The 21,877-nt window shown below is 69.0% G+C and carries 21 protein-coding genes; 9 read left to right on the forward strand and 12 right to left on the reverse strand.

Going from position 1 to position 21,877, the window contains the following annotated elements:
* Window positions 1-62: 62 nt before the first annotated feature.
* Window positions 63-485, reverse strand: a complete 423-nt coding sequence (locus GRC12_RS00840) for a nuclear transport factor 2 family protein (protein WP_208776645.1) — start codon at window positions 483-485, stop codon at window positions 63-65.
* A gap of 312 nt (window positions 486-797) precedes the next feature.
* On the opposite strand from GRC12_RS00840, the gene GRC12_RS00845 reads away from it, so the two are divergent.
* The 3 genes from GRC12_RS00845 to GRC12_RS00855 all read left to right on the forward strand — a co-directional run bounded on the left by GRC12_RS00845 (window position 798) and on the right by GRC12_RS00855 (window position 3,239).
* The gene (locus tag GRC12_RS00845) at window positions 798-1,826 is read left to right on the forward strand and encodes an MBL fold metallo-hydrolase (RefSeq protein WP_244371847.1); all 1,029 of its coding nucleotides are present in this window, start codon (window positions 798-800) and stop codon (window positions 1,824-1,826) included.
* Window positions 1,827-1,957: 131 nt separating this feature from the next.
* Complete coding sequence (locus tag GRC12_RS00850) at window positions 1,958-2,278, forward strand: WhiB family transcriptional regulator (RefSeq protein ID WP_208776646.1); 321 nt, start codon at window positions 1,958-1,960, stop codon at window positions 2,276-2,278.
* Window positions 2,279-2,285: 7 nt separating this feature from the next.
* Window positions 2,286-3,239: an NADP-dependent oxidoreductase gene (locus GRC12_RS00855; RefSeq protein ID WP_208776647.1), complete on the forward strand. Its 954-nt coding sequence runs from the start codon at window positions 2,286-2,288 to the stop codon at window positions 3,237-3,239.
* Between the two features lie 13 nt (window positions 3,240-3,252).
* On the opposite strand, the gene GRC12_RS00860 is transcribed toward GRC12_RS00855, so the two are convergent.
* Both GRC12_RS00860 and GRC12_RS00865 read right to left on the reverse strand, forming a co-directional pair.
* On the reverse strand, window positions 3,253-4,479 hold the full coding sequence (locus tag GRC12_RS00860) for an RNA-guided endonuclease InsQ/TnpB family protein (protein WP_208776667.1): 1,227 nt from the start codon (window positions 4,477-4,479) through the stop codon (window positions 3,253-3,255).
* A gap of 173 nt (window positions 4,480-4,652) precedes the next feature.
* On the reverse strand, window positions 4,653-4,919 hold the full coding sequence (locus GRC12_RS00865) for a hypothetical protein (protein ID WP_208776648.1): 267 nt from the start codon (window positions 4,917-4,919) through the stop codon (window positions 4,653-4,655).
* Between the two features lie 442 nt (window positions 4,920-5,361).
* Here GRC12_RS00865 and GRC12_RS00870 point away from each other — a divergent pair, with 442 nt between their 5' ends.
* Together GRC12_RS00870 and GRC12_RS00875 are read left to right on the forward strand one after the other, a co-directional pair.
* Window positions 5,362-5,760 carry a nuclear transport factor 2 family protein gene (locus GRC12_RS00870; protein WP_208776649.1) on the forward strand — a complete coding sequence of 133 codons (399 nt, stop codon included), beginning with the start codon at window positions 5,362-5,364 and terminating at the stop codon, window positions 5,758-5,760.
* A 113-nt stretch (window positions 5,761-5,873) separates the two neighbouring features.
* The gene (locus tag GRC12_RS00875) at window positions 5,874-7,025 is read left to right on the forward strand and encodes an ISAs1 family transposase (protein ID WP_439959860.1); all 1,152 of its coding nucleotides are present in this window, start codon (window positions 5,874-5,876) and stop codon (window positions 7,023-7,025) included.
* A gap of 90 nt (window positions 7,026-7,115) precedes the next feature.
* On the opposite strand, the gene GRC12_RS00880 is transcribed toward GRC12_RS00875, so the two are convergent.
* The gene (locus GRC12_RS00880; protein ID WP_208776650.1) at window positions 7,116-7,973 is read right to left on the reverse strand and encodes an alpha/beta fold hydrolase; all 858 of its coding nucleotides are present in this window, start codon (window positions 7,971-7,973) and stop codon (window positions 7,116-7,118) included.
* Window positions 7,974-8,073: 100 nt separating this feature from the next.
* A complete protein-coding gene (locus GRC12_RS00885; RefSeq protein WP_208776651.1) occupies window positions 8,074-9,612 on the reverse strand; it encodes a DHA2 family efflux MFS transporter permease subunit in 1,539 nt (512 codons plus the stop codon).
* A gap of 133 nt (window positions 9,613-9,745) precedes the next feature.
* On the opposite strand from GRC12_RS00885, the gene GRC12_RS00890 reads away from it, so the two are divergent.
* Both GRC12_RS00890 and GRC12_RS00895 read left to right on the forward strand, forming a co-directional pair.
* Window positions 9,746-10,204, forward strand: a complete 459-nt coding sequence (locus GRC12_RS00890; RefSeq protein WP_208776652.1) for an ester cyclase — start codon at window positions 9,746-9,748, stop codon at window positions 10,202-10,204.
* Between the two features lie 102 nt (window positions 10,205-10,306).
* Window positions 10,307-11,734: an aldehyde dehydrogenase family protein gene (locus tag GRC12_RS00895; protein ID WP_208776653.1), complete on the forward strand. Its 1,428-nt coding sequence runs from the start codon at window positions 10,307-10,309 to the stop codon at window positions 11,732-11,734.
* An 11-nt stretch (window positions 11,735-11,745) separates the two neighbouring features.
* Here the strand turns inward: GRC12_RS00895 and GRC12_RS00900 are convergent, their stop codons facing one another.
* The 3 genes from GRC12_RS00900 to GRC12_RS00910 form a co-directional block, all read right to left on the reverse strand.
* Window positions 11,746-12,036 (reverse strand): WhiB family transcriptional regulator, encoded by a 291-nt coding sequence (locus GRC12_RS00900; RefSeq protein ID WP_208776654.1) that lies wholly within the window; start codon window positions 12,034-12,036, stop codon window positions 11,746-11,748.
* Window positions 12,037-12,796: 760 nt separating this feature from the next.
* A complete protein-coding gene (locus GRC12_RS00905) occupies window positions 12,797-13,558 on the reverse strand; it encodes a response regulator (RefSeq protein ID WP_208776669.1) in 762 nt (253 codons plus the stop codon).
* A gap of 38 nt (window positions 13,559-13,596) precedes the next feature.
* Window positions 13,597-14,481 (reverse strand): sensor histidine kinase, encoded by an 885-nt coding sequence (locus tag GRC12_RS00910; protein ID WP_208776655.1) that lies wholly within the window; start codon window positions 14,479-14,481, stop codon window positions 13,597-13,599.
* Window positions 14,482-14,619: 138 nt separating this feature from the next.
* Between GRC12_RS00910 and GRC12_RS00915 the strand changes: the two genes are divergently transcribed.
* Window positions 14,620-15,363, forward strand: coding sequence for an ABC transporter ATP-binding protein (locus GRC12_RS00915; RefSeq protein WP_208776656.1), 744 nt, complete (start codon window positions 14,620-14,622; stop codon window positions 15,361-15,363).
* Window positions 15,360-17,705 (forward strand): ABC transporter permease, encoded by a 2,346-nt coding sequence (locus GRC12_RS00920; RefSeq protein WP_208776657.1) that lies wholly within the window; start codon window positions 15,360-15,362, stop codon window positions 17,703-17,705. The genes GRC12_RS00915 and GRC12_RS00920 overlap by 4 nt, the downstream gene beginning before the upstream one ends.
* A 396-nt stretch (window positions 17,706-18,101) precedes the next feature.
* Here the strand turns inward: GRC12_RS00920 and GRC12_RS00925 are convergent, their stop codons facing one another.
* From GRC12_RS00925 to GRC12_RS00945, 4 genes are all read right to left on the reverse strand, one after another.
* Window positions 18,102-18,515, reverse strand: a complete 414-nt coding sequence (locus tag GRC12_RS00925; RefSeq protein WP_208776658.1) for a hypothetical protein — start codon at window positions 18,513-18,515, stop codon at window positions 18,102-18,104.
* A 318-nt stretch (window positions 18,516-18,833) separates the two neighbouring features.
* Window positions 18,834-19,376: a hypothetical protein gene (locus GRC12_RS00930; RefSeq protein ID WP_208776659.1), complete on the reverse strand. Its 543-nt coding sequence runs from the start codon at window positions 19,374-19,376 to the stop codon at window positions 18,834-18,836.
* 616 nt (window positions 19,377-19,992) lie between these two features.
* Window positions 19,993-20,988, reverse strand: a complete 996-nt coding sequence (locus tag GRC12_RS45230) for a hypothetical protein (protein ID WP_244371848.1) — start codon at window positions 20,986-20,988, stop codon at window positions 19,993-19,995.
* Between the two features lie 179 nt (window positions 20,989-21,167).
* On the reverse strand, window positions 21,168-21,749 hold the full coding sequence (locus tag GRC12_RS00945; RefSeq protein WP_208776660.1) for a suppressor of fused domain protein: 582 nt from the start codon (window positions 21,747-21,749) through the stop codon (window positions 21,168-21,170).
* Window positions 21,750-21,877: the final 128 nt, after the last annotated feature.

Genomic DNA, 21,877 nt, shown 5'->3' on the forward strand with positions numbered 1-21,877 from the left:
CACCCTCTCCTGCCGCCTGTTTCCCTGCCGCCCACCGTGCCCGTCGCGCCGAAGCCGCTGCTTCAGTCGGCTGACTGCGCCGGCTGAAGGGCCTCCAGCAGGACGGCCGTGTCCACATGGACTTCCAGGGCGACGATGCGCCCGCCGCGCACCTGCCAGATGTGCACCTCCTGCGCGTCGAAGGGCTTGCCGGTGGCGAGGGCGAAGCCTCGTGTCCGGCCGATCTGCACGATCTTGTCTCCGGCGCGGAAGAGCGCCTCGGTCTCGACCTCGCTGTGGATGGCGCTCGACACGGCCTGGTAGAACGTCTGGAACCCGGGGAGCCCGGCGTACGTACCGCCCCATGGCACCTCTTCCGTCTGGTACACGGTGATCCGCGGGTCTGCCAGGGAAGCGCCGTCCGGATTGGTTCCGTTGATGAAGTCGTAAACGGCGCGGACCACGGCGAGGTCGTCCTGCGGCTCAGCGTCGTGAGGCTCACGCACGGCTGCGCTCCTTGTCCACGGGACCGGTGCTTGCGCTGACAGACTCCGGGTGCCGGGCGGACGCGCGCTTGCGTCGTTCGACTGCAAGGGCCGCTGCAGGGACCCCAGTCGGATGACTCAAGCGGCTAAATTACCCCGGCGCCCACGCTGACGTCACCATCCGGCGCGGCAGACGGCCGTGCCGGACAGCAGCCGACTCGCCGGCTGCCGATCTCAGAGGGGAACGCCGTGACGCACGCCACTGACGTGACGAACTCCATCGATGCGGGGCGCGGGACAACCGCACGCCGTGCCTTCCTGACAAGAGCCGCATTGACGGCTGCCGTCCCCGCCGCGGCCTCCCTGACGGCAGGTCTGTTGTCCGGAACCGCCGAGGCGGCTGCCACACCCGATCTGCCGGACTTCGCTCCCGTACCTGCCGGGTCCCTCGGCCCAGCGCTCAACGGGCAGGGCTACTACGTCGGGCCCATCGCCGACGGCCTGTACTGGGTGACCGACGGCAGCTACCAGGCCATGTTCCTGGCCACCAGGGAAGGCGTCGTCCTGGTGGACGCCCCACCCACCCTCGGGCACAACCTGATACGCGCCATCGAGCAGGTCACCCGGCCGATCGGCCTGCCCAGCAAGGTGACGCACCTGGTCTACTCCCACTCGCACGCCGATCACATCGGAGCCGCAGGACTGTGGGGCAAGGACGTCGAGCGCATCGGCCACGCCGAGAACCGGCGGCTTTTGAAACGGGACGCCGACCCCGGCCGGCCTGCGCCCGCCACAGTCTTCGAGGACCGTCTCGTCGTCGAAGTTGGCGGAGAGAGGCTGGAGTTGAGCCATCACGGCGCCAACCACGCGCCGGACAACATCTTCATCCGGGCTCCCCGCCAGCGGACCCTGATGGTCGTCGACGTGTTCTACCCGGGGTGGGTTCCCTTCTCCAACCTGGCTGTGTCCCAGGAGATCCCCGGCTGGGTCCGGGCTCACGACATCGCGCTCGGCTACCGGTGGCAGACCCTGGTGGCGGGTCACCTGGGACGTCTGGGGCACCGCGGGGACGCGGAGGTCCAGCGGCAGTACATCGCCGATCTGTACGCCGGTGCCCGCGCCGCGATCGCCGGTTTGGACCCCACACCCTTCTTCGCGAAGTACGGCCCCGGCGGCAACGCATGGGCCGTCTTCAAGACGTATCTCCGGGCGGCGGCGGAGCGTGCCGCGGGCCCTGTCACGGACAAGTACCTCGGTGTTCTGGCGGCGGCCGATGTCTTCACCGTCGACAACGCCTTCACCGTCGTGGAGTCCCTGCGCATCGACGACGACGTGCTGGGACCGTTCGCCATCCACCCCTGAGCACGGAGGTTCACCGTGCGCGAGCGCATCCGCCGGCCCCGTTCCGGCAGCCTGACCGTGGGCGTCGACCTCGACGGTACGAGGAACTCGCGGCGAACCGGCATTCCCGGCAAGACGCTGGAGGAGGTGGCATGACACGATCGAACTGGCGCAGCGCTGCCTCGTGCCGGGGCCTCGACGTCGAGACCTTCTATCCGCTGCCCGAAGACCAGGCCACGATCCGAACGGCCCTGTCTGTGTGCAGCCGGTGCCCGGTCCGGACGCCCTGCCGACGCCATGCGCTGAGCCGTAAGGAGCGGTACGGCATCTGGGGCGGGCTGACCGAGGCAGCTCGCGAGGCGATCATGCGAAGGTCACAGGCCACCGGCGCGGGTTTCAGTCAAATGACGCAAGCGGCGTTTCCGGGACCTCCCACATCCTCGACGGGAACGACATTCCATCGCAAGGAGTGATTGACCGATGACCACCATGCGCGCTGTGCGGGCCCACAAGCGGGGCGGTGCGGAGGAGCTGGTGTACGAGACCGCACCGCGTCCCGTGCCTGCCGAGGGCGAGGTGCTGGTCGCCGTGAACGCCGCCTCCATCACCAACGGGGAGCTCGGCTGGGACGCCACCTGGACTGACAGCTTCGACGGAACGGGCGTCGACCGGACACCGGTCGTGCCCTCGCACGAGGTCAGCGGTGTCGTGGCCGAGCTCGGTCCGGCGGTGACGGGCCTGGCCGTGGGGGAGGAGGTGTACGGGCTGATCCCGTTCACCCGTGATGGTGCCGCCGCCGAGTACGTCACCGTTCCCGCGGAGGCGCTGGCGGCCAAACCGTCCCGTCTGGCCCATGCGGACGCGGCGGCGCTGCCGCTGGCGGCACTCACGGCCTGGCAGGCACTGGTCGGCCATGCGGCGCTGGCGCCTGGACAGCACGTCCTGATCCATGGCGGTGCCGGCGGCGTCGGTTCCCTTGCTGTACAAATCGCCGCGGCACTCGGCGCACGCGTGTCGGCAACCGCTGCGGCAGGGGACCGGGAGTTCGTCGCGGGGCTTGGTGCGGACCAGGTCTTCGACTACATCGGCGATCGCTTCGAGGACCACGTACACGACGCCGACGTCGTGCTGGACACGGTCGGCGGCCAGACGCAGTCCCGCTCGTGGACGACGCTGCGTCCAGGCGGGACCTTGGTCAGCATCGTCCAGCCCCCGAATCCGGACGACGCCGCGTCGCGAGCAGCACGCGGCGTGTTCTTCGTCGTCTCACCGGACCGTAACGGCCTGGAAGCCATCACCGCGTTGATCGACCAGGGCCGCCTCACCCCGGTCGTGGACCGTGTCGTTTCCCTGTCCGAGACCCGCGCGGCGTACGAGGCCCTGCAGACGGAGCATCCTCGCGGGAAGGTGGTACTCCGTATCAGCGAGGGTTGACGCGCTCCCTGGCCTAAAGTCCAGGGATTCCGGCCTGGGTCGTCTGACCCTTCCGGGGGCTTCCTGCTTCACCGCGCTGTGCGGGCACGGGTGCCCGTCTTACCGGCGCTCCACAGGCGTTTAGCGTCTCCGCCCGTTTGGCGGCGACGATTCGGTGTCCTTCGAAGAGGACGTTGCGGGCTGCGTTGCGATCGCGGTCGTGCACGGTGCCGCAGGCTCCGCACCTCCACTCCCGCACGTGCAGGGGCTTGGGACCGTCCCGGAATCCGCAGGCCGAGCAGACCTGAGAGGACGGGAAAGCCCGGTCCACCTTGGCGAAGGTGCGGCCGTGCTTGACCGCCTTGTACTCCAGCATGCCGACGAACGCGGACCATCCCGCGTCGTGCACGGACTTGGCGAGCCGGGTACGGCCGAGGCCGGACACCGCGAGGTCTTCCACGTACACCGCTTGGTTGTCGCGAATGATCTGTGTGGAAGCCTTGTGGTGGAAGTCCCGGCGCCGGTCGCCGACCTTGGCGTGCTGGCGTGCGACCTTGATGCGGGCCTTAGCCCGGTTCTTCGACCCCTTTGCCTTTCGGGACAGCTCCCGCTGCAGGTGCTTGAGCTTTTTCTCCGCCCGGCGCAGGAAGCGCGGGCTGGCGATCTTGCTGCCGTCGGACAGGACAGCGAAGGCGGACAGACCGAGGTCGATACCGGCCTCGTCCTCAAGCTCGGGCAGGATGTCCGGCTCGGTGTCCACGACGAAGCTGAGGAAGTACCGGCCGCAGCTGTCCTTGGTGACGGTCAGGGACGTGGGTGCGGCCGGAAGTCGGCGGGACCACGTGACCTTGAGGCTGCCGACCTTGGCCACGTACACCGTGCCATCCTCCTGGAGGGAGAAGGCGTTGGTGTTAAGGCGGATCGACTGCCGGGTGTCCTTCTTCGACTTGTAGCGGGGAGGGCCGACCTTGCGGCCGGGCCGCTTGCCCCTGAGGCTGTCGAAGAAGTTCTTGTAGGCGGTGTCCATGTCCCGCAGGGACTGTTGCAGGGCGACCACATCGGCGAGCCATGAGCGTTCCTCGGTGCGCTTGGCCTGGGTGATGCGAAGCCGGGACAGCTCCGCCGACGTCCCGTACGGCAGCCCCGCCGCGTGTGCTTCCTTCCGGTCGCGCAGGCAGTCGTTCCACACCACGCGGGCGCACCCGAACGCACTGGCCAGCGCACGGCGCTGTGCGGCGTCCGGGTAGACCCATTCGGCAATGCATGTGCACGGCGCGGGGTGTTCAACGACGAGGTACCGGACGTGCACGTCAGGGCAGTCTTGAGATGCATTCATCCCCGGCATGAACGCTAGGGCTTTCTGCAAGAATCCCGGTAACGGCCTTGCCTGCACGTGAGATTTCTCGGTCACCGGGTCGACGGCCCGGTGACCGCTCATGTGTCGTCGCGCGTCACCGTTGCGGCGCGTGTGCGGACGTCCGCCACGCAGCGGAGGTACAGAGCGGCGAGTGCCTCATCGCTGATGCTTTGAAGAAGATCCTGCGGAGCCAGTCCGCTCTGTGCGGCGACGCGATCTATCAGAACGGCCACTTCGCCGATGGCGCGACATTCCACGAAGTCCCCGCACGGGCAGGCGACGTCGGGCGTGTAGGGGCAGTCCTGGAATGCGTGCCGCGTTCTGCGCTCTTTATGGGCGGTCATGCCTATTACCTTCCGGCGCGTGAGATTCCACCATCACACCGCTTTTCGGCCGTCTGGACTTCTGTCAAGCGACTGCCCGTTTTCAAAGGGGTTCCGGCCGAATACCGGGCAGGAGGCCTTGAGATGACGGTCGGATGACGGATACCCGGACATAGCGAAACTTCCGAGCAGGAATCGACGGGCTCCGGCGATGAACAACGCCGTCTACCACTGGAGTTGCTTTGCCGTCGCCAGCCCGCCGCGTCGTCGACGTCACCCGGAGGCTGTGCCAGAGAGCGCCGGAGTAAGAGCCGTCTGTAAGCAATGCATGCGCACCCGGCGCGGCTGAGAAGGCCGTTGGGACCCCAGGGCTGCTGCAAAGTCGCATGATCTCGTGGGTGCCCTGAGTCGAAGTTGCCTCGACGCCATGTCCGTTGCCCCGTAGCGATGTTACCGTCGCGCCATGTCCAAGATCGAGATTGACGCAATCGCCGCCGAGTTCTTCGGGGCCTTCGATAACCGCGGCGGCAAGGCCGCGGACGTGGCCCGGATCCGCCGGCTGGTCATTCCGGGTGGTGTGATCGTGCTGACCGGGCCGAAGTACACGGTCTACACCGTGGACGAGTTCATCGAGCCGCGCGAACGCCTGCTCGCCGACGGCCGGTTGGTCGAGTTCTCGGAGTGGGAGACTTCCGAGCGAACCGAGGTCGCGGGCGACATCGCGTCGCGCTTCGGCGAGTACCGGAAGGCCGGCATCCTGGACGGCGAGCCGTTCGAGGGCGGCGGGACCAAGACCATCCAGTTCGTCCGCACCCCACAGGGCTGGCGGATCGCGGCGTTTTCCTGGTACGACCGGCCCTGAGGGTCCTCAGGTCGCGGCGGTGCAAGGAGCGGGGCTGGGCCGTCACGCACGCAGCGAAAGTCCGGTTGAACGGGGGTGACCTTCCCAAGTCGCCTCGTACCACCGGAGCTTCGATGTGTCGTCAGTCTGCCACCGTTTGCCTGATCAAGTCGCCCGCTCTGGAGGGCACTGCGGGGTTGTCGCTGGTGGAGCCGTTGCGGCTGTTGCCGGATCCGCGGCGATGTCGAGGGGTGCGTCACCCGTTCGTGGCGGTGCTGCTGGTTGCCGCCTCTTCGGTTGTCGCTGGCGCACGCTCGTATACGGCTATCGGCCAGTGGTCCACCAACGCGCCGCAGCACGCCCTGGCCCGCCTGGGTGCCCGGGTCGTAGGGTCGTTGAGCGTGCGCGTCGCGCCGAGTGCCGCCACGATTCGGCGGATCGTCGGCCTGGTCTGCCCCGGCGGTCTGGCCGATCTGACCGGCGCTGATCCTGCCGGCTCGGACTCGGTGGCGCTCGACGGCAAGGCTGCCCGCGGCTCCCGACACGGCCAGACGCCCGCAGCCCACCTGCTGGCCGCGATGACCGGCGACGGCCGAACCGTCACCCAGTTGCGGATCCCCGACAGGACCAACGAGACTACCTGCTTCGCCGCGCTACTGGCGCCCTTCGACCTGACCGGGGTCACCGTCACGGCCGACGCCCTGCACACCCAGCGCGCGCATGCGCGCTTCCTGGTGGACGAGAAGAAGGCGCACTACCTCTTGGTGGTCAAGGCCAACCAGCCCGAACTGCACCGCAGGCTGCGATCACTGCCGTGGAAGGACATCACCCCGCGCCGCTACGACCGGGAGAGCGGCCACGGCCGCCGGGAGACCCGAGTGACCAGGGCCCTCACCGTGACCGACCTCGGCCTCGACTTCCCCCACGCCGCCCAGGCTGTACGTATCCTGCGCCACCGTACCGACCGCAGGACCGGAACCGTCAGCCGTCAGACCGTCTACGTGATCACAGACCTGAGCTCGCATCAGGCATCGCCCCAGCGGCTGGGCCAACTGGCCAGGTCGCAGTGGACCATCGAGAATCGGCTCCATTTCGTCCGCGACACCACCTTCGCCGAGGACGCCTCGAAGATCCGCACCGGCCACGGCCCCGAAAACATGTCGACCCTACGCAACCTGGCGATCAACGCGCTCCGCGCCGCCGGACACCGCAACATCGCGGCCGGCATCCGGCACGTCTCCTACGAGCCCTTCACCCGCCCGCTCGACCTGCTGGACATCGTCTGACCAGCGCGAATACAAGATCACCGCACTTTGCAACGGCCCTGGTTGGGACCCGTCGGCCGAGCCGGGTCCCAACGGCCTTCTGCGGCGGGATCAACCGTCGTGACGTACGGCGTCGAGCACGATACGCAGGACCGCCTGAGGGTGGGACACCATGACGGCGTGCGAGGATTCCACGTACTCGATGTGGGCATTCGCGCGCTCGGCCATGAACCGCTGGCCTGCCGGCGGTATGGCCTTGTCGTTGAGCGTCACCAGGTCCCAGGACGGGATGCTCTTCCACGCCGGATCGCCGGATACCTCGGTCTCCGCGGTGTAGGACAGGGGCCTTTGCGTGGCGGCCATGACCGACGCTTGGGAGGCGGGCACGTCCCCGGCGAACACCTGCCGGAAGTCCGGGGCCTTGATGTAGATGTCCGCGTCCTGACCGCTTGGCGCGGCCGGGTTCGGAACCGGGCGGGTCATGGTGGTGTCGGGACCGAGGAGGGATCCGGGGTACTGACGTGGATCGAGCACGGTAGCGAGGCTTTCCCCCTTGTCGGGCACGAACGCGCCGACGTACACCAGCGCCTTGACGTTGTCCACGCCACGGGCCGCATTGGTGATGACGGCGCCGCCGTAGGAATGCCCGACCAGCACGATCGGACCGCTGATCGTCCGCAGGAGCGAGCGTACGCAGTCGGCGTCACTGCTGAGACCCCGCAGCGGGTTCGGGGCCGCGACCACCGGGAAGCCGAGGCGCTGGAGGTCTGCGATGTCGGCGGTGAAGCCGCTGGAGTCGGCGAAGGCCCCGTGCACGAACACGATCGTCGGCTTGGGAGTGGCGAGGGAACTGCTGCCCGCGGCGGCAGACGCGCCGACCACGTTCGGCAGAAATGCGGTCAGGGCCGCGCTGAAGGTCAAAACGGGGTACGTCCAGCGCCGCCTGAGCGGGCGAAGTCGAGGGAGCATGGCTTTCCCTTTCCCGGGGATGGCAGCCCAATTGCATAACCGGGCCGGAGTGGCGGTGAATTGATGACGCCACTATGTGGAAGGTAAGAGGTGCGGTGGTTCACGGACTTCGGTCAGGTGACTGCGGCGGCGGGGCGTCGATGGCGCAGTGCGACCGGACGGGCCGGGCTGAAGCTGCTGGTGCACGTCGAGGGTTGCGGATCGCTGTGGCGGCAAGCAGCCCTCCGAAAAGGCACAGGGCGCAGGCGATGACCGCGGCGGAATGGAACCCGGCCGAGAAGCGCTCCGGATGGAGGTAGGCGTCGCCGGTGATGCCTGTCGCGGCGGGGAATGTCGCCACGGCGATGAGTGAGGCGGCGCGTGCTACGTCGTTGTTGAGGGCCGAGGCCGTGCCGGCACGGCGGGCCGGCGCGGCCGCCAGCACGGTGGCCGTGAGGGGGGCCACCGTGATCGCCAGTCCCAGACCGAGGACGGTGACAGCGGGCAGCACCTGCGTCATGTAGTCGCCGGATGCCGTGACCTGGGTGAACAAGGCGAATCCGGCGCCGACTGTGATCGGGCCGAGACTCATCTGCAGCCGCGGGCCGATCCGGGTGGCGACCGCTCCCGAGCGGGCCGAGAGGGCAAGGGTGATGACGGTGACGGGCAGCAGTGCTGTCCCCGCCTGCAGCGGCGTGTAGCCGCACACCTGCTGCAACTCGATGGGCAGCAGGAACAGCGCGCCGCCCAGGGCGCCGTAGACAAGGAACGTCACCACGTTGGCGGCATCGAACTGGGCGGAGGAGAACAGGCTCAGCGGCACCAGCGGCTGCGGTGATCGCTGTTCCCACAGCAGGAAGGCGGCCAGCGTGATCGCACCGCCATGGAAAGCCGCCAGTACGGCGGGGCTCGCCCAACCGCTGGACGGTCCCTCTATGAGGGCGTACGTCACTCCCATCAGCCCGAAGGTGACCAGGGCGCCGCCGGTGACGTCGACCCTGCCGGTCGCCGCGGGGTCGCGGGATTCGGGGACGTGCCGCCATGACAGCGCCACGACCGCCGCGGCGACGGGCAGGTTGATCAGGAATATCAGCCGCCAGGAGGCGGCTTCGACGAGCCAGCCTCCCAGAAACGGACCGATCGCCGTACCGACACCGCTCAGCCCCGACCACGCGCCGATCGCCCGGCTTCGGTCCGCCGGGTCAAAGGACGCTTCCAGGATGGCGAGACTCCCAGGCGTCAACAGGGCCGCGCCGACGCCCTGCAGTACGCGCGCCGCGATCAGGGCCCCGGGGGCCGGCGCGAGGGCGCAGAGCAGGGAAGCCACCGCGAACCAGACGACGCCGACGAGGAAAACCCGTCGGCGTCCGTAGCGGTCACCCAGGGCACCGGCGAACAGCAGCAGCCCGGCGAGGGTGACGGTATACGCGGTGACGACCCACTGCAGACTTGCCAGGCCGATGTGGAAAGACCGGCCGAGGGCCGGCAGGGCGATTCCGACTACGGTCGCGTCTATCGAGGCGATCATCGACCCGAGGACGGTGGCGGCCAGCACCCATCGTCCTGCCGCACTGGAATACCGCAGCAGGGCTTCGCCTCCGGCTGCCTCACTCGTTGCCACGAGGGCTCCTGACGCTGTGGGATCCGACGAGCTCAGCATGAGGTCCTTGGCGTGTACCCGCTTCAGTCGTCCGACTGAAGCCGCGGACGGGGGGACGTACGTAGCGTCGTTGCGTCGGGACGGTCGCCCGGAGACCGACGGGGCACCGCGGAGCGCAGGAGGTGCAGTCGTGTTGGCCGTCGGAAGGTGGAACAACGAAGAGAAGAGAAACGCGGCCGTCGCCCGGCGTTGGCTGACGGAAGGCGCCATGGGCCAGGTCGGCCTCGCGGAGAAGACCTTCACTGCGGACTTCCGCACCAACGGAAGACTGGTCGGGACCGCCGGTCCACAGCGCAATGTGGCCAACCGTCTGAACGGCTTCCCCGACCTCGAAGTCACCATCGAGGAGCAACTCGCCGACGACGACAAGGTGGTGACCCGTCTGACCTGGCGCGGCACACACACAGGCGAGTACAGCGGTCTCCCGCCCACGGGCAGGCGAGTAGCGGTCCAGGCCCTGACCGTCTTCCACTTCCGGGACGGCAAGGTGTTCCAGAACTGGACGGTGATCGACCATTTCGAGCTGTTCCGACAACTCGGCGCCCTGCCGCCCCGTCTGCTGCCCGCCCAGGTCCCCGCCACTGAGCAGTGACAGAAATCTGGACCCGCCTCCAGCCCCGGAGCGACGTCACCAGGAGGAACCGCCATGTCCGACACCACCGGCTCCCACACCTTCTACACCGGATTCGACGCGATGCCGCTGGCCGGCGAATGGCGCCCAGGCAGCGCCGGCCGGACGCTCTCCGACGGCAATCCCTACAGCGGCGAGGTGCTCACCGAGATCACATTGGCCGGCACCCGCGACGTGGATCTCGCCTACGATGCCGCCCGGGACGCGCAGCGGGCGTGGTCGTGCACCGACCCTGAAGAGCGGGCAGCGACTTTCCAGCGCGCTGCTGCCATCGTCGTGCAACGGGCCGACGAGCTCGCGGACTGGCTGACGCGCGAGATCGGCGCCACCCGCGACCGGGCTGCTGTGGAGGTCGCCATCGTGGCCGCCGTCACGGCCGCAGCGGCCGAACATACCGCCGATGTCGTCGACACCGTCGGTACGGACGTGCCCGACAAAGAGAACCGGGTCTACCGCAAGCCCGCCGGGGTGGTCACGGTCATCAGCCCGTGGAACTTCCCGATGTACCTGTCCAACCGGTCCGTCGCGCCTGCTCTGGCGCTGGGCAACGCCGTCGTACTCAAACCGGCCGAGGACTCACCGATCACCGGCGGCCTGCTCCTGGCCAAGGTGTACGAGGAGGCCGGGCTGCCCGCCGGTCTGCTCAGTGTCCTCGTGGGCAAGGGGCGCGACATAGGCGATTACCTGGTCCAGCACGAGACTCCCAGGGTCGTCTCGTTCACTGGCTCGACACCCGTCGGCCGGGGCATCGCGGCCAAGGCCGGAGTGAAGAGACTCGCTCTGGAACTCGGTGGCAACGGACCGCTCGTCGTGCTGGACGACGCAGACCTCGAACGGGCCGTGGAGTGCGCGGTGTTCGGAAGCTACTACCACCAGGGACAGATCTGCATGGCCACGAACCGGGTCATCGTGGATGCGTCCGTGTACGGCGAGTTCGTGGATCGGTTCGTCGAACTGGCCCGTGCACTGCGGATAGGCGACCCGCAGGACGCGTCCACGCAGATCGGCCCGGTCATCAACGACAGACAACTCGACGGCATCCGCGCCAAGGTGACCGAAGCGGTTGCAGGTGGGGCGCGGCTGCTGCTGTCCGGCGAACCGGCCGGCCCCACCGGCCGTGTGCTGCCGCCCCATGTACTCCTCGGTGACAACTACACCGCCACGGCGGCACAGGAGGTATTCGGACCCGTCGCGACGCTGATCCGAGCGGACGGCGAGGCGGATGCCTTGCGCATCGCCAACGACACGGAATACGGCCTGTCCAGCGGTGTCTTCACGCGCGACGTGGAACGCGGGCTGCGATTCGCCCAGCAGGTGGAGGCGGGCATGACCCATATCAACGACACCACCGTCCACGACGACGTCCACGCCGCTTTCGGAGGTGAGAAGGCGTCGGGTGTCGGCCGCTTCGGCGGCAGGTGGGTCGCCGAGGATTTCACCACTCACCACTGGATCAGCATCCAGCACAAACCACGACCGCTTGTGTTCTGAACGGCAGTGCCTCAGACAGGCCGCGCAGGCGGGCCCGGCCGGTCGGTCCGGGCTTCCTCTCGCTCGAGTTCCGTGAGGCCGCCCCACACCCCGTACCGTTCGCCCCCGTTCAGCGCGGTCCGGGCGCACTCCTCACGGACCGGGCAGCGCGCGCAAATGGCCCGTGCCTTCTCCTCGCGAGTACGCCGTAGCGCACCCCGTTCGCCCAACGGGGGGAAGAACACCGAACTGTCCATTCCCCGGCACAGCGCATGACGCTGCCAGTCCCAGTACTCGACGAGCGGACGGTGCAGGGGAATCATGCCGAACTCCTTCCTCCACGGCACCGAGTGAGCCCAGCGGGCCAGTCATCGGCTTCCACGACGCCGGTGTCACACCGGACACCGGCGTCACCGGGCGAGCGCTACCCCAGGCCGGAACCGTTCGTCCCATCCTGGGACGCGGCCGGCGCGCCGTCTTCAGTCGGTTGACTGGAAGGCAGGCAATGAGTCCCCCCGCGGTCACGGCCGTCACCCGCTCCTGAACACAGCGGTGAACACAGTCATTCGACGTAAGCGCGGCAATTCGGAACCCCGGACCCTGATCCATGGCGGTCCACTCACCCACCGCAGGGAGGAACCATGACAGGCCTCCACCATCCCCACGTCGCCTCGCGTCACCAGACCTCAACCGTCGCTTCACCACGGTCGCCGACTTCACACGCGCCCATGCCCTGGCCTCGGCTGCATGGCGGCAGGCGGACTGGCGGATCCTCCACCCGGCTTCCTCGGTTGTCGTAGCCGAGCTGACCGGAGACGACGCAACGCTGCTGTCCCTGGACCCCGAGCTGTACGCCGGAACCGGAGTCAGCCCACTGAATCCCATGAGTCCCTGATTCGGGCGGGCGTAGTCGCTCGTTCGCATCACAGCCAGACTCGCACGGTACGCGGGCCGGGCCTCGGCGGGGTGGGGTGGTCTGAGCCCTGCGTGGGGCGCTCAGGGATCCCATACGGTCGGGCCCGCGCCGATCCACTCGATCAGATCCGAGGAGACAATCCCGTCCTCCTCTGCCTGGAAGCAGTGTCAGTCGGCGGCTGTCGCGCCGGGCGTGACGAGGCCCGTCTCGTAAGCGAGGACGACAGCCTGGGCGCGGTCGCGGAGAGCGAGCTTGGTGAAGATCCGGGCGACGTGAGTCTTGACGGTCGACTCGCTGAGGGAGAGGGTCCGGGCAATTTCCGTGTTCGACAGGCCTCGGCCCATCAGCGCCAGCACCTCGCGTTCACGGGGGGTGAGCGGGGCCAGGTCGCGGTGGATCGCGGGTGTGCCGGCGGCCGAGGACCGGGGAGTCGGGCCTGGCCGACCGGGCTCGTGGGTGGTCGCGTAGCGCTCGACCAGACGGCGGGTGATCGAGGGGGCGAGCAGCGCGTCGCCGGTGTTCACCAGTCGCACGGCGCCTGCGAGATGGGCGGCGGTGACGTCCTTGAGCAGGAAGCCGCTGGCTCCGGCGGCGAGGGCCGCATAGACGTAGCTGTCGAGGTCGAAGGTGGTGAGCATGAGGACACGGCAGTGCGGGAGTATCCGCAGGACACGTTTGGCGGCTTCCAGGCCGTCCAGGTTGGGCATCCGGATGTCCATGAGGACGACGTCCGGTCGCAACCGTTCGGCTTCCGCGACGGCCTGGACACCGTCCGCTGCCTCCCCGACGACGTCGATGCCGCGCGAGGCGAGGATGAGGCGGAAGCCGGTTCGGATGAGCTCCTCGTCGTCGGCGATGAGAACACGCGGGCCGTCGGTTTCCCGGTTCGGGTTCACGTCGGGTGCTTGGGGGATGGGGACCGGACTCATGGCTTGGTGGGCGCGGCGGTCAGGGGCGGCGGGGTCGGTCACGGGCGCTCCAGCGGGATACGGGCACGGACACGGTAGCCGCCGCCGATGCGGCGCCGGGCGTCGAACCGGCCGCCGTAAACGGCGACGCGCTCACGCAGGCCGATCAGACCGCGCCCGGCGCCCTCGTCCCTGCGACCGTGATCACCCGATCCCGCACTCATCCTTGCGTCATCGGGCGACAGCACGCTCGGACCGCTGTTGAGCACCTCGACCCGCAGACTGTGATCGGCATAGCGCAACGTCACGGTCGCCCTGCCTCCGTCGCCATGCTTGAGCGCGTTGGTCAGCGCCTCCTGGACGATGCGGTAGGCGGTGACGTCGATGCCGGGCGGTAGTGGGCGCGGTTCACCCGAGATACGGACCTCGACCGGGAGTCCGGCGAAAGCGATCCTGTCGACGAGGGTGCCGAGCTGGCTCAGGCTGGGCTGCGGTGCAAGCCCGGAGAGGTCGCCTTCGCCGTACCGCTCGGCCTCGTCCTCGTCATCGCCGCACGGTGACGGCGCCAGCAGGCCCAGCAGGTGGCGCAGTTCGGTCATCGCGTCGCGTCCGGCACCCTCGACCGCCCGCAGCGCGGTCTCCGCCTCGTTGGGCAGGGTGGCCAGCACCTCGCGGGCGGCGCTCGCCTGAACGACCATCAGGCTGACCTTGTGACTGACGATGTCGTGCAGCTCACGGGCGATGCGGGCGCGTTCGGCCGCGACCGCCGTGCGGGCGGCGGCCTCCCGTTCACGCTCCAGCAGCCAGCGCCGGTCTTCCAGGACCTTGGCGTGACGGCGCCGGGCACGCGCCAGCAGCATGGCAGTGCCCCCGGCCACCGCCAGGCTCACCGCCGTAACGGCGATGAGCAGCCAGCCCGCACCCGATCCCCACACGTCGTCCATTGCGCCCCATCGTGCCAGGCAGCCGGTGAACCGGCGTCCCCCTGTGGGTCCACCCCCTACATCCCCAGAATGACCACTCCCACCGGTTACCTCCGGGGGCTGACGCACGGACGGCCCACGCCGCCTACGGTCCCAACCATGACCACCGAAGACATCAGCGGCACGGCCCGGGCTGCCGGCCCGGCTGCCGTGCCCCGCCGGGAAGTCGTCCGGGTGAGCGGCCTGCGCAAGGAGTACGGCGACACCGTCGCCCTGAACGGGGTGTCGTTGCAGATCAGCGCCGGGGAGGCGGTGGCGGTGATGGGCCCGTCCGGCTGCGGCAAGTCGACCCTGCTCAACATGATCGCCGGCCTCGACCGGCCGAGCGCCGGCTCCGTGCGCGTACACGACGAGGACCTGGCAGCGATCAACGAGACCGGACTCGCGCTCTTCCGGCGCCGCCGGATCGGCATGATCTTCCAGTTCTTCAACCTCATCGACGACCTGCCTGCCATCGACAACGTCGCCCTGGCCGCCCAGCTTACCGGAACGCCGGCCCGTCAGGCCCGGCGCCGGGCACTGGAGCTGCTGGACGAACTCGGCATCGCCGACCGCAAGAACGTCTACCCCGCCGCACTCAGCGGCGGCGAGCGCCAGCGTGTCGCAGTGGCCCGCGCGCTGATGAACCGCCCCGCCCTGCTGCTGGCGGACGAGCCGACCGGCGCCCTGGACAGCCACGCAGGCGAACAGGTGATGGACCTGCTCTTGGACCTCAACGAGCTCGGCCAGACCTTGCTGCTGGTGACGCACGACCAACGGCTGGCCACGCGCTGCGCCAGCCGCGTGGTGACCATGGCGGACGGCCGGATCACCGGCGAACGGACCCTGGAGCGTTCGGCATGAGCGCGGTGTGGCGGGCCTCGCGCGCGGCCGTGCGCCGCCGCCGGCTGCAGACTGCCGTGATCGGGGTGGTAGTCCTTGTCTCCAGTACAGCCCTGGTGGTCGCCCTGGGCCTGTTGGACATCGCGTCCGGACCCTTCGACCGGCTCTTCGGCCAGGCGCACGGCGCACACGTCATCGCCACCTTCGACGCGGCGAAGGTCTCCGGCGCGCAGCTGGCACAGACGGCACACCGCCCGGGCGTACGAGCCTCCGCCGGGCCGTTCCCGCAGGCCGTGATCGAGGTGCCGCAGAGCGCGGCATCCCAGTCGCTCGGGATGGAGCCCGGCCCCCTGCAGGTGGTGGGACGGGCGGACCCCGGCGGTCCCCTCGACCGGTTGGACCTCTTCACCGGGCACTGGGCCACCGGCCGGGGCCAGATCGTCCTGGCCTTGCCCGACGTGCCCGGGCTGGGCAAGGGGCCCAACTCGCCGATCGGCAAACGCATCCAGCTGCCCGGGTTGCCACCGCTGACCGTCGTGGGCCTCGCATCCAGCGTGAGCGAAACCGCACAGGCGTGGGTCTCCCCGCACCAGATAGCGGCCTTGCACCCCACGACATACCAGATGCTGTACCGGTTCGACCAGGCCACGACAGCCCGTCAGATCACCGTCTACACCGCAGCGGCCACAGCCGACCTGCCCTCCGGATCGCTGCTCGCCCACCAGTCGTATCTGGCACTGAAGGCGCAGATCGCGTCAAAGCCCAACGCGTTCGTGCCGTTCCTCATGGCCTTTGGCATCCTCGGCCTGCTGGTGGCCGTCCTGATCGTGGGCAACGTGGTCAGCGGTGCCGTCGTGTCCGGCTTCCGGCACATCGGGGTGCTCAAGTCCCTGGGATTCACGCCCAACCAGGTCGTCGCTGTCTACCTGATGATGGTCTGCGTCCCCGCGACGGCGGGCGCGGTGGCCGGCACGGCCCTGGGCGCACTGGTGGCACAGCCGCTCCTGCACCAGGTCTTCACCGGCGCGGACCTCGGCACGGTGATCGTCACGCCGACGATCGCCTCCTGGGTGTACGCGACCACGGCGCTCGGCATGCCCGCAGTCGTGCTGCTGGCCGCACTGATTCCGGCACTGCGCGCGCACCGCCTGTCTGCGGCACGCGCGATCAGCGCGGGCAGCGCACCTGGTGGCGGACGGGGGCGGGCGGTGCAGCGGTGGCTGACCGGGGTGGGGATGCCGCGCCCGGTGACCCTGGGCCTGGGCCTGCCCCTGGCCCGGCCCGGGCGGGCCATGCTCACCGTCTGCGCGGTACTGCTCGGGGTGGCGACAGCGACCCTCGCCACCGGCCTGTCGGCAACCATGGTCTCCTACGGCAACGCGGTCGAGGGCGCCGGCAGGGCGCAGGTGATCGTCGACCGAGGGGAGGCCAGGGTCGGGCAGACCGTCCCGAAGCACGGCGACACCGCGGCACAGGCCCTGTTGCGCGGCCTGCCACAAGCGGCGCACGTGTCCGCCGTCGGTTATGTCAATGTGCGGCTTCTCGGGCAGAACCAGGAGGTGACGATCGAGGGTCAGCGCGGAGACCGGTCGGCTCTCCAGGACGACCTGGCCAGGGGCCGGTGGATGCGCGGCCCCGGCGAGGTGGTGGCCTCTGGCAGGTTCCTGTCCAAGGAAGGGCTGCGGCTCGGTGACTCCTTCGCCCTGGCCGCGGCGGACGGCCGGCAACAGCGCGTGAGGCTGGTCGGGGAAGTCATGTCCGGGCCAGCGGACTCGCTGCGCGCCGACTGGACCACGGTGACGGCCCTGGCACCGGGCGCGCAGGCCAGCCAGTACTGGGTGCGGCTCATCAAAGGAGCTGATGCCGGCACCTACATGAAGGCCGTCCGGGCCGCCGATCCCGGGCTCTACCCGAGTGCGAAGACATCGGTGAACGCCGGAGCCGTGACGGTGATCGGCTCCGCGGCCCTGCTGACGCTGATGCTGACAGTGGTCGCTGCGATGGGCGTGTTCAACACCGTCGTGCTGAACAGCCGGGAACGGCGGCGCGACCTGGGGATGCTGAAGTCGATCGGCATGACGCCACGGCAGGTCACGGTCATGATGGTGGTGTCCATGGCCGGCCTTGGTCTGCTCGGCGGAATCCTGGGGCTGCCCCTGGGAGTCGTCGCGTACCGGGTGGTGATCCCGGTGACGGAGCACAGTGCCAACCTCACCTTCCCGGACCGGATGCTGGAGGTGTGGCATCCCGGCTCGATGACGTTGCTGGCACTGGCGGGAGTGGCGATCGCCGCGCTCGGCGCGGTACTGCCGGCGCGCACGGCTGCCAGGCAGACCATCGCCCAGGTCCTGCACACCGAATGAACAGCGACGCTCTGTCGGAGGAAAACCTCCGACAGAGCCCTGCCGCACCAGCAGTCCCCGAGGCGGCGCCCACCGCTTCCCTGGTCACCACCAGTGGGCCGTGTCGGCGATCTGAGATGGAGACATCGTCACCGTGCGGAAGGCGTTACTGCGTGCAACAGGTGTCGCGCCGTCACCCGATCACGTAAGGCACGCACCGACTCATAGGGGCCTTGTTCGCATTCCGTTTCGGCTTCGGGTTTCTCGAACAGGCCGGCTATCTGAGCCATAAGCGCGTTGGCCGGCGCAAGCCACGGCCCTGGCCCGAATGCGGGAAGCAAACCGAGGCCTTCCGGACGACGGTCCACCCGTCCTGCCCGACGCACCGCTCTTGGAGCGGATCAGGTCACCGAGGCGTCAATCACTGGTGCCCGCGTCTTGATCAACATCAGTGCCGGGCACCGCACGGCGCAACGGCCCCAGATCCCCGTACAGGGCGGCATGGAAGGCTGCGGCGAGCTCACGGGCCCGACCCTCACTCGGCACCCCGTGCAGCATGAAGTAGAGCGGCCCGGCAAAGGCGTCCGTGCCCGTCTCCCGCTCGTGGACCAGGCAGGCGATGGCGGCCCGCAGGGCGGCGTTCACGGCGTCGTCGACGACATGGCCCGGGCCGGCGGTCAGCGCGTCCGCCTTCACCGTCCACCGCTCGCCCTCGCGTTCAATGCCCACGAACACGGCCCGCTGGGTCTTGGCCGCGCGATACACAGCATCGAACCGGTCGGTGGCGTCGGGGACCAGATGGCCCGGGCAGGGGATGGGCAACTGCTGCATAACGGGCATCGTTCCAGGAATCACCCCGATTCATCGCAAGTGTCCCGGAGTGGCGGACGAGGCAGCCACCGATCGTCCCCACACACCCCGTACATCACATCACCCGACTGGTCGCCTTGTCCCCTTCAGGGACCGGCAATCAACGCGCGGGTAACCAGTTCCAGCGGTCGACGGTGTACTGGATGTGGGCAATACCGACGCTCTCGCCGACTCTCGGTGTCCCGAGCTTGACCGGTGCCTTGGACAGGTCACCGACAAGGTCTCGCTCACCTACGGCCCCGCGGGCCTCACCGTCGTCGCCCCGCTGCCGGGCGGCCACTACCGGGTCGTCGCCCCCGTGGACGACGCGCCCGCCACCGCCGGCACCCCGGCCGATCCGGTCACCTGCAGTGCGGCGTCGCACATCGGGCCGGAGAGCCGTTCGAGCGGCGCGGCCCGCACCAGCAGGTCGCGATGGCGCGGCGCGAGGCCCGGCAGAACCTCCGCAGCGAAGTAGTCCAGCAGATGCCGGTCGTCGGCGTGGGCCTTCGCCGGGTTCGTGCGCAGGGCGAGAGCGGCCAGCTGCAGGCCGGCCGCCCATCCTTTTGTCCGTTCCCATACGGCTGCCGCGACCGCTGCGTCGAGGTCGTGCCCCGACACCGAAGCCACCAGGGCCGCCGCCTCGGGGGGGGGCGAGAACCGCAGCTGTGCCGCCCGCAGCTCGGTCAGGTCACCGCGGGCCCGCAGCCGTGCGATCGGCAGCGGCGGGTCGGTGCGCGAGGCGATCACGATACGCAACGAGTCGGGCAGGTATGCCACGAGGTACTCGAGCGCCTCGTGGATCCGCCGGTCGGCGAGTAGGTGGTAGTTGTCCAGGACCAACCAGTACGTGCGGCACCGTCGCTACCAGTTCGTTCAGCAACATCGGCAGCGCGAGGTCGATGGGGGAGACGCTGGCCGCGTCCAGTGCCTGCAGCGGGCCCCTGCTGATCGCGTCGCCGGCGTTGTGCAGTGCGGTGAGTACATAGCTCCAGAACCGGACTGGTTCGTCGTCGTTCTCCGCGAGCGAGATCGTGGCGATGAGGCGGTGGCGACGAGCGCACAGCCGACGTCCGCGGCGGCCACCCTGCCGCCGCCGCCCCAGAGCCTGCAGAGCTCGGGCATCGAGGCAGCAGGCCTGTGGAAGAGGACCAGCCGCTCCGCTAGCGGCTGCGCCGCCGACTGCCCGTCGGAAAGCGTCTTCGGAACAGAGACGGAAAGCGAAGGAGAGGCCGGCAATGGAGGATGGGAACACATCTGACGGCGTGTGCACGCGCGAGGACGGCGTGGCGGCCAGCGATGGCCTCGCAGCCAACCGGGCCCTCTGGGACGACCTCGCCGAATTCCACGGAACCGACCCTGAAGACCGGTCGTACGACGTGCAGGCATTCCTCGCCGGCGGGCAGACGCTGCGCGGGATCGAGCGGGACCTCGCGGGCGACGTGGCCCGCTGCATGGTTCAGCTTGATGGTTCTCCACCCCAAGGATCGTCAAGCACTGTTTCGGGGATGTTCGCCGTGAGCATTTCGTCGGTGCAGCGGCGCAGCCCGGCGCCATTGTGGTCGACCCAGGTGAGCCATGGCACCGGCTGGAGCAGGTCGTCGTATTGACGGGTGCCGGGGTCGGTGAGGAGGGTGCGGAGCTCGTCGGGGGCGGGGTCTGTGGCCAGGCACAGCCAGGCCAGGCCGGCGCCGATGCGGACCTCGGGCGGTCGTCCGGGATCCGACCACAGATCCCGGGCCCATTGGGAAGCGTGTCCATCTTGGTTTTCGCGGGCGAGTTGGGCGATTGCCAGGATCAGGCTCACCCGGACTACCGCATCGCCTTCCTCCGCCAGCCTGGACTGCAGAGCGGAGGAGACGTGTGAAAGTTCGCCGGTCGCTGCGGCAAGGACGTAGGCGGTCACGGAGCGGACCTCGGGGTCGGGATCGGAGAGAAGCGGGAGCAGAAGGTGCAGGTCGTCCGTGACGGCCTGACGGGAGGCCTGGATCGTCCAGTCCACCGGGCACATCGTGCTGCCCTCGATCATCAACGGCTCCTCGGCGACCTGGAGCATGCCTTCCCGTGATCCGTCCCCCATGTGCTGACACCGCCCGATCTCGGCGATCAAGCGAAGGATACGGGCACGGAGTTCGGGGCGCCCGGTCGCCGCGATCCGGAGCAGAAACGGCACCGCCAGAGCTCCGACCGCGATCGTGCCGCCCTGATGATGAAGATTCGTCCAGAGCCGATGCAAGGCCCTGTCTGCAGCTTCGGCGTCCCCGGACGCGAGCGTAGCGAGCAGGCCGGGGATCTCCTCGCCCGGACCGTAGAAGTGCCGGAACCGCTGCCAAGGGACCTCGTCATACCTGAACCCGTCCTTGGCCTCCCGCGGGATCGCGCCCACGGCCGTCCGCACGTCGCGGTCCGTGCCGGTCCATCGTTCCGGCCAGCCGGCCCAAAAGTCATCGTCCACGGCTTGGCCTTCCACTTCACCGACAGCACCCGGGCCCCGGGAGTCTAACGACCGGTGATCAAGGGACGGCCCTTCTGCGTACTCCGGTGGCACCGCACCACGGCGACGTCATTTCTGCGTTTTGACGGCACTGGAGGACTTCCCGGCTGCCGCTTGTGCCCGGACTGTGACCACGAGGTTCAGGCGACGGATGGACGCCTTGGATCGGTGGGGACGATCGCGTGCTCGTCGAAGAGCTGTTCAAGGGCTTCGTGGCCGTGCTCACCGCGGTATGCGATTTCGGCTGCCGTGACCGGCAGGGCCCAGAGGATGCGGGCATGGCCGTCCGGCAGCGGGCAGTGCTCCAAGTCAGGGCCATGGAGGTAGGGAAGGCTGATCAGCAGGTGGTCGCAGTGGGACCCGGGCAGCCACGGCTCCCCGATGGGCAGGCTGTGCTCGAGATCGAGGTGGTGATCGGCGTGGTAGTAGGCGGTCATGGCCAGGAGATCAGCGAAGCGTTCGTCGCGGGCGGGAGCAGTGAGGACGAATTCGAGGCCGTGGCCGTCCGTCTCAACGGTGGACCAGCAGCCGGCGGTGATGTAGGCCCAGCTGTCGGCGCGCGGTCCTGGGCTGACGGTGAGGATCCTCAGGTCGGGAACCATTTCCCTTCGGGCAGGTCCCGGGTCGTAATCGCTGACGGTGATCGCATGGCCGGTGAAGAAGTCGCGAACGTGGGCCTCGACGCCTGCTGCCGCCCGCTGGCTGCGCTCGCTCTCGAACATGGTGACTCCTCCACCCCGTAAACGGGGTGGCTTCTCGCTAAGCCGGGTTGGCGTTGCGACGGACCAGCCCGGCCCGTAGAACGTTGGTTGCTCCCACGACGTCGGCGTGCGCTGTGTGGCCGCACGAG

It is taken from the genome of Streptomyces griseorubiginosus, assembly GCF_017614965.1.
GTDB lineage: Bacteria > Actinomycetota > Actinomycetes > Streptomycetales > Streptomycetaceae > Streptomyces > Streptomyces griseorubiginosus_B.